This window comes from Brachyspira catarrhinii, assembly GCF_005518285.1.
GTDB classification, from domain to species: domain Bacteria; phylum Spirochaetota; class Brachyspiria; order Brachyspirales; family Brachyspiraceae; genus Brachyspira; species Brachyspira catarrhinii.
In genome coordinates this window covers 1-6,672 of record NZ_SJDU01000109.1, presented here as the reverse complement: position 1 = coordinate 6,672, position 6,672 = coordinate 1, and the positions used below count along the sequence as shown (strand labels likewise).

Here is a 6,672-nt window from a genome sequence, read left to right as displayed (position 1 = left end):
GCTAAACTATATAAGTTTTTTGAATAAAGAGATTATGATAAACTATAATCACAATTTAAAACAGCTATTTAATTCTTCTTTCATTAATAATATAATTTTTAAAAGGGCATGCATTATTTGTATGCCCTAAAATTTTACTCCTATACTATTGCAATGAATTTACAAATATATATAATAATTAAATATAATTAAATGAAAAACATAAAAATGGAGGAATATATTATGTTCAAAAAATTATACATTTTATTATTGGTTTCGGCTTTAATAATTTCTTGCGGAACTGGAGTAAGTAAAAAAAATCCAGAAGGTTGGATTAATAAAGACACTTTTAGGGTTCTCGGAATGGGTTCTCCAAGCGACAGCGTGGACGCTAACGATAAATTTAGAAGAGAGATAACTTCAAAACAAGCCGCAGAATTGGACGCGAAAAATAAAATTGTGGCTAAAATTGCGGGTTCTTATATAGAATCTTTAAGTTCCACCGAAAAAGGTATGATAGACGAATATGTCATACAGGAAAGAGTCGCTGGAAGAATAAGAGGCGTATCTGTAGTCGAAACGAAATGGGATTCCAAACAAAATTGCACCGTTGTGGCGGAGTTATATTCGAGAGGATTAAAAAATCAAATGGACAGCTTGATTTCTCAATATTTAAAAGAAGTCGGAATGCAATATACGGCTCAAGATATAGCTGGAAAAGTTCAAACTTACGAATAATATTTATTCTTAATGTTAATAAAAATAAAGGAAAATTTAATTTATGTATAAAGAAGATATTAGCGGAAGAGTGGCTTTCATATCGGGAGCGAGCGCTGGAATCGGAGAGGCTACTGCAAAATCGCTCGCTTCAAACGGCGTTAATCTTATTTTAGCTGCAAGAAGAATTGATAAACTTGAAAATCTAAAAAATAGTTTGGAAAAAAAATACAAAGTAAAAGTAAAAATTATAAAAATAGATTTTTCAAAAAGCGAAGATATAGTTAACGCTTTAAATTCTTTGGAAGACGAATGGAAGAATATCGACATTCTTATAAATAACGCTGGGCTTGCCTTAAATAAAGACATTTATTCGAATAATTTGCTCGAGGACGCTTTGCAAATGATAAGAGTAAATTGCGAAGGCTTGATAACGGCAACAAGAATTTTACTTCCGTTTATATTAAAAAGCGAACATGGACATATAATTAATATCGCTTCAACGGCGGCGGACGAAGCATATTCTGGAGGAGCTATTTATTGCGCCACAAAATCTTTCGTTGAAATGTTCGGAGACGCTTTAAGAATAGAATTAATCGACAAACCCGTAAAAGTGACAAATATAAAGCCCGGGCTTGTTAATACCGAATTCTCTACGGTTAGATTTAAAGGCGATAAAGGAAAAGCTGATAATGTATATAAAGGTTTAGAGCCTCTATTGGCGGAAGATATAGCCGATAATATAGAATATGTTCTTACGAGAAAAAGTCATGTTCAAATATCGAGTATGACTATTATGGCGGAAAATCAAGCTACGGCGACTATGGCTTATAGAAATCAATAATTCCGAATATTAATTTGGAATAATATAATTATAATTAAGAAGATAAAATAAATTGGAGTATCTTTCTATGGAAGATATTGAAAAAACGAGAGACAGATTAAAATTAGACGACATCGAAGAAGAAGACAGAAGAGATTTATTCCATAAATTTGTGGATGCGGGAGGCGAAGTATTATCCGACAGAAAAAAGGCAAATCAAAGCCATTCGAATAATTCCGCGAATAGTTTTTCAAATTCTTCAAAGAAAAATACTTTTGTAAATAACGGCAATTCGAACCGTTCGGATATGAAACCGAAAAGAGAACCGCAATTTACAAATAAACAAACGGCTCATGAAACTGTGGAAAAACCTAAAATTAACGAAAAGGCATTAACTATAAAGAAAAATAAACCTCTATTTTACGACACTAAATTATGGTTTAACGCTTTCGCTTCGGGAGTTATAACTTTATTCGGTGGCAAAATCAATCCTAAATTTTTGAATTTTATCGACAAAAATGTAATATCCGCCCTTTTGGAAATGGATACTTTAATTTTTAACGCTTTGAATCCTATGGGAATAAACGATGCGGATTCAAAAAATAAGAGAGATAAAATTATAGCCAGGTTTGCCGAAGAATTGGAAGATGTAGAACTTTTGGAAAGAATAAAAGACCAATATGATGAAAAAGTTTATAAGAATCTATTAAAACCTTACAAAGATTTGGATTCTTCCGTAGTGGCAATAAATTATGCGAGCGAATTAAAGAGCATGTTTCGTCCTCTATATGTTTTGCATTTATACGTTTCAAGAATAAAATCGGTTGGCGAAAAAGCGATGATGTCCTATGCCATAATCGACAATATGAGCAAGGGAATAGTCAATTCGAGAATTTCCGCTTTTAAAAGAGCGACCGACCTTATATATTCGAGATATTATCCTAAATTGTTAATTTTACTTAAATACGCTTCCAAAGAAAGATTGGAAACTATAGAGGATTTTAATAATTTCTTCGATATTAAGGACGCCGATATTTTGGGTTATTATACGAAATTAAGATTGACTAATCAAAAATTAAACGACATCAAAATCGAAGAAGCTAAAGAAAATATCGGAAAGAAAGAAAAAGAGGAAGAAGAAAAATTAAATAAAATAGAATCGATAGGAGTAAAACTTATTGAAAAAAACGTTTCTTTCAAAAAAGCCGACAATAATATAGAATACGAAACGGACCCTTTTTATACTGTGGAAGAAAACGATAAAATTTACAGAATAAAAGTTTTGATAGATTTTTTGGATAGAGAATATTCGATATTATTCGTTTCAAATAAAGTGAAATATAATTCCGTTTACGATAATCTTGTGAGAACGGATTATAAAGCGGATTTTAATAATATATTTTTATCGTTATCGGATATAAATTCGAGGTTTAATGAATACAGCGATATTTGCAAAAGTATTTTGAAAATAGAACAGGACGAAGGAATGAGATTTGAGCAGAGAGTTTCAATGCTTTCGGAGAGAAACGGACAGAGAGCTTATATTGCGAAAAATTTAAAATCTACGGTCGATTCGATTATTTCTCCATTCAAAAGAAAACTCGATAAATTGCTTTTGGATAAGGAAGAGAGAGAAAAAATAATTGCAAATCCGAACGATATATTAACTTTCTTTACCGATATAGGATATAAAAAAAGAGTTCAAGGCTATAATGTTTTGAAAGCGTTAACGGAAGCATATTATTTCGTTTCTGGTTTCAATTATTTAATAAACGAAGGCGAACTTTCGGGAGCTGGTTTATTGATTGATAAAGAAGATTCGGATATGGAAATAAAAGACAATAAAGACGATATAAAAAAAGAAGAAGAGACAAAAAGCGATAATGTCGAAGATATAAATAACGATAACGATAATGAAAATAAAAAAGAAAGTAAAGAAGATAAAGAAAACGATATTAATTTGCACGTTCCAGACGATATAGAAATAGACGAAGATGCGACCGATATATAAAAAATTATTTAAAATTGGAGATTTTATTTGTATAAATCGAAAAAAGTCATAATGCTCGAATATATTCCGCTCAGAATTTTAATGGAAATAATAGCTTTTATGCCTTATATAACGGTCGTTTTATTTGCAAAATTCATAGGCGCTTTGATGTATTATTTAGTCCCGAGCGCAAGAAAAGTGGCGTTGATAAATTTGAAACAGGCTTTTCCAGAAAAAACTTTTAGAGAAAGAAAGAGAATAGCCAAAAGGTCTATGAAATCTATGATTATAACTTTTGCCGAATTTATAAAATCTTCGCGGATGTCCGACAGTCAAATATTAAAAAGAATAAAAATCGAAGGAATAGAATCTTTCGATAAAGCTTTGGAAGAAAAGAAAGGAATAATCGCTATTACGGGACATATAGGAAATTGGGAATATGTCGCTTTTTATTTTGCGATTCACAAATATAATCCTAAAGTCATATTCAGACCTTTGGATAATCCGAAATTAGATAAATATATGCGTTCTTGGAGAGAGAAAAGAGGAACGGAATGCATTTCAAGATGGGGAGATTTGAGAGATATTTTTAAAGCGTTATACGACAATTCGCCCGTTGCTTTTTTATGCGACCAAAATTATTTGGACGGAATTTTTGTGGATTTTTTCGGTTATCCATGCGCAACAGCGGTAGGACCTATAGCCGTAGCGATGAAAACGAAATCTCCAATAGCTATACTTTACGATTTGCCCGATAGATACGGACATCATAAAATAATCGTTTCGGAGATAATGCATATAGAAGAAAAAGAAACTAAAGAAGAAACTTTATATTATAATACTCAAAAATATACTAAAAAATTGGAGGATATAATAAGAAAATATCCCGAGAATTGGCTTTGGGTTCATCCGAGATGGAATACTCGTCCTAAAGGAGAACCAGAGATATTTTATAAACATAATAATTATAAATAAATTTAATTTTTACATTACTTTTTTACGGTTGGTTTATATAATACAATCTAATTAAATAAAATTTAATAAAAAATTATAAGAATAACTATATTGGAGGTATTTATATTATGAATATGAATCAAAAAAAATCATCGTTTATGTTCTTTTTGAACATAGGGCTAACATTCACTTTAGTTGGAATTATAATTTCTTTCTTTATATTTTCGCATGAAAGAAATTATAAGAAAGGAGATTTTGTAGTTCACGCTCAAGCCGCTCCTCAAAAAGTCGCTTTTTCTGGCTCTATAGACGGAGCTTTGCAAGTGGAAAGCGCGATTAGAGAAGTGGTTAATAAAAATATGGCAGCCGTTGTAAATATTTCTACCGAAACCGAAGCAAGACAAACCGAACAGGACAGATACGCGGACGAGTTTTTTAGATTTTTCTTCGGCGACCAAATGCCGAGACAGAGAAGAAATCAAAGGTCATTGGGAAGCGGTTTTATAGTAAACGAAGACGGCTATGTTTTGTCGAATTATCATGTGGTTAAAGGTGCGACTAAAATAATGGTTTTGCTTTACGGAGAAACGGAAGAGTTGCCCGCAAAATTAATCGGATATGACGAAGCTTACGATTTGGCTTTGCTTCAAATAGAATCCAACCGAACATTTCCATATGTAGCTTTGGGAGATAGCGACGCGATAGAACCAGGCGAATTTGCCATAGCTATTGGAAATCCTTACGGACTCAACAATACCGTTACTTTTGGTATAGTTTCGGCAAAAGGAAGAAGCGATATTGGAGCGAATAGGTATCAAAGATATATTCAAACGGATGTCGCGATAAATCCCGGAAATTCTGGCGGACCGCTATTCAATATTCATGGGCAGGTTATAGGAATCAACACTTTAATATATTCCACTTCTGGCGGAAGCATAGGAATAGGTTTTGCCACTCCGATTAATATAGCCACTTCCGTTATGAACGAGCTTAAAGAAACGGGAAAAGTGACGAGAGGTTATTTGGGAATATATTTGCAAGATATAGACGAAAATTTGGCGAGAGGTCTTAATATAAGACAGGGAAGCGGAGTTTATGTAAGCGAAGTAGTTCCTAACTCTCCCGCAAGCAAGGGCGGACTTCAAGACGGAGATATTATAACCGAATTTGACGGAGACAGAATGACAAGGTCGGCAGATTTGTTTAATAAAGTAGCGACTACTCAAGTTGGAAAACAGGTTACGGTTAAATATTTAAGAAACGGAAGAGAGCGAAGCGTAAGAGTGACTATAGAGGCGAGAGTCGAGGATAGCGAAGTCGTTCCAAGCGGAAGCAATATGCCGAATAGAGGACAATCGAATAATCGTTCTTGGATGGGAATCGATGTTTCCGATATAACTCCAGAAATATCTCAAAGACTTCAAATTAGAAGCAACGAGAGAGGAGTAGCCGTTGTCAATATGACTCAATCTTCAAAAGCATATCAATCGGGGCTTAGACCTGGGGATGTTATAAAGGCTATTAACGGAAGAACCATAACGAATATGAACGATTATAACGAATTCGTAAGGTCTTACGGAAATGAAAAATCTTTTACGATTACGATAAAGCGAGCGAGAATGACTTATGTAATCATAATCGAATAATCCTTTATTTGTTAGTTTCAAAGGCTTTGCAGAATTTCACTGTAAAGCCTTTTTATTTATATGATTAATAATCAATTAAGATTCAAATATTAACGAAATTACTTCGATTAAAACGGTTAATTTGATAAGCAAGTGGAAAAAATATTTATAAAAACATCGTCATTACGAGGCTATTTTATAGCCTAAGTAATCTGTATTTATATGGGTTGCTTCAGCGGAGCTTCGCAATGACAAACATTTTATTGTCATTACGAGGGCAACACACCCGAAGTAATCCAAAATTAATAGAATTTGATTTTAAAATTTAGCCTCATTAAAAGAGGATTGCCACGCCTTTATCAAGGCTCGCACACGCTGTGTGCCTTTTGGCAATGACAAATTCAAAATTAGTAATGATAATAAAATTTTTTATTTTAAACTATTGACAAAATTTTTAAATGTTGTATAATTCCGCCTATGATAACTAAAAATATTATAAATCAAATTCGCGCGAGCCGAGCCGAGCCGAGCCGAGCCGAGCTATCACTTTAAACTTTTTTCAAGTTTATGTTTACTTACTAATT

Annotated in this window: 5 protein-coding genes; all 5 read left to right on the top strand. The window is 32.9% G+C overall.

The features are described 5' to 3' along the window. Positions 1-222: 222 nt before the first annotated feature. The 5 genes from EZH24_RS05540 (at position 223) to EZH24_RS05520 (ending at position 6,109) form a co-directional block, all read left to right on the top strand. Positions 223-717, top strand: coding sequence for a hypothetical protein (locus EZH24_RS05540; protein ID WP_137998144.1), 495 nt, complete (start codon positions 223-225; stop codon positions 715-717). 43 nt (positions 718-760) lie between these two features. After that, positions 761-1,540 (top strand): SDR family NAD(P)-dependent oxidoreductase, encoded by a 780-nt coding sequence (locus tag EZH24_RS05535; protein ID WP_137998143.1) that lies wholly within the window; start codon positions 761-763, stop codon positions 1,538-1,540. Between the two features lie 67 nt (positions 1,541-1,607). Beyond that, positions 1,608-3,530, top strand: coding sequence for a hypothetical protein (locus EZH24_RS05530; protein ID WP_137998142.1), 1,923 nt, complete (start codon positions 1,608-1,610; stop codon positions 3,528-3,530). A 51-nt stretch (positions 3,531-3,581) separates the two neighbouring features. Continuing rightward, positions 3,582-4,484, top strand: a complete 903-nt coding sequence (locus EZH24_RS05525; protein WP_137998146.1) for a lysophospholipid acyltransferase family protein — start codon at positions 3,582-3,584, stop codon at positions 4,482-4,484. A 113-nt stretch (positions 4,485-4,597) separates the two neighbouring features. Continuing rightward, complete coding sequence (locus tag EZH24_RS05520) at positions 4,598-6,109, top strand: DegQ family serine endoprotease (protein WP_137998145.1); 1,512 nt, start codon at positions 4,598-4,600, stop codon at positions 6,107-6,109. Positions 6,110-6,672 lie beyond the last annotated feature (563 nt).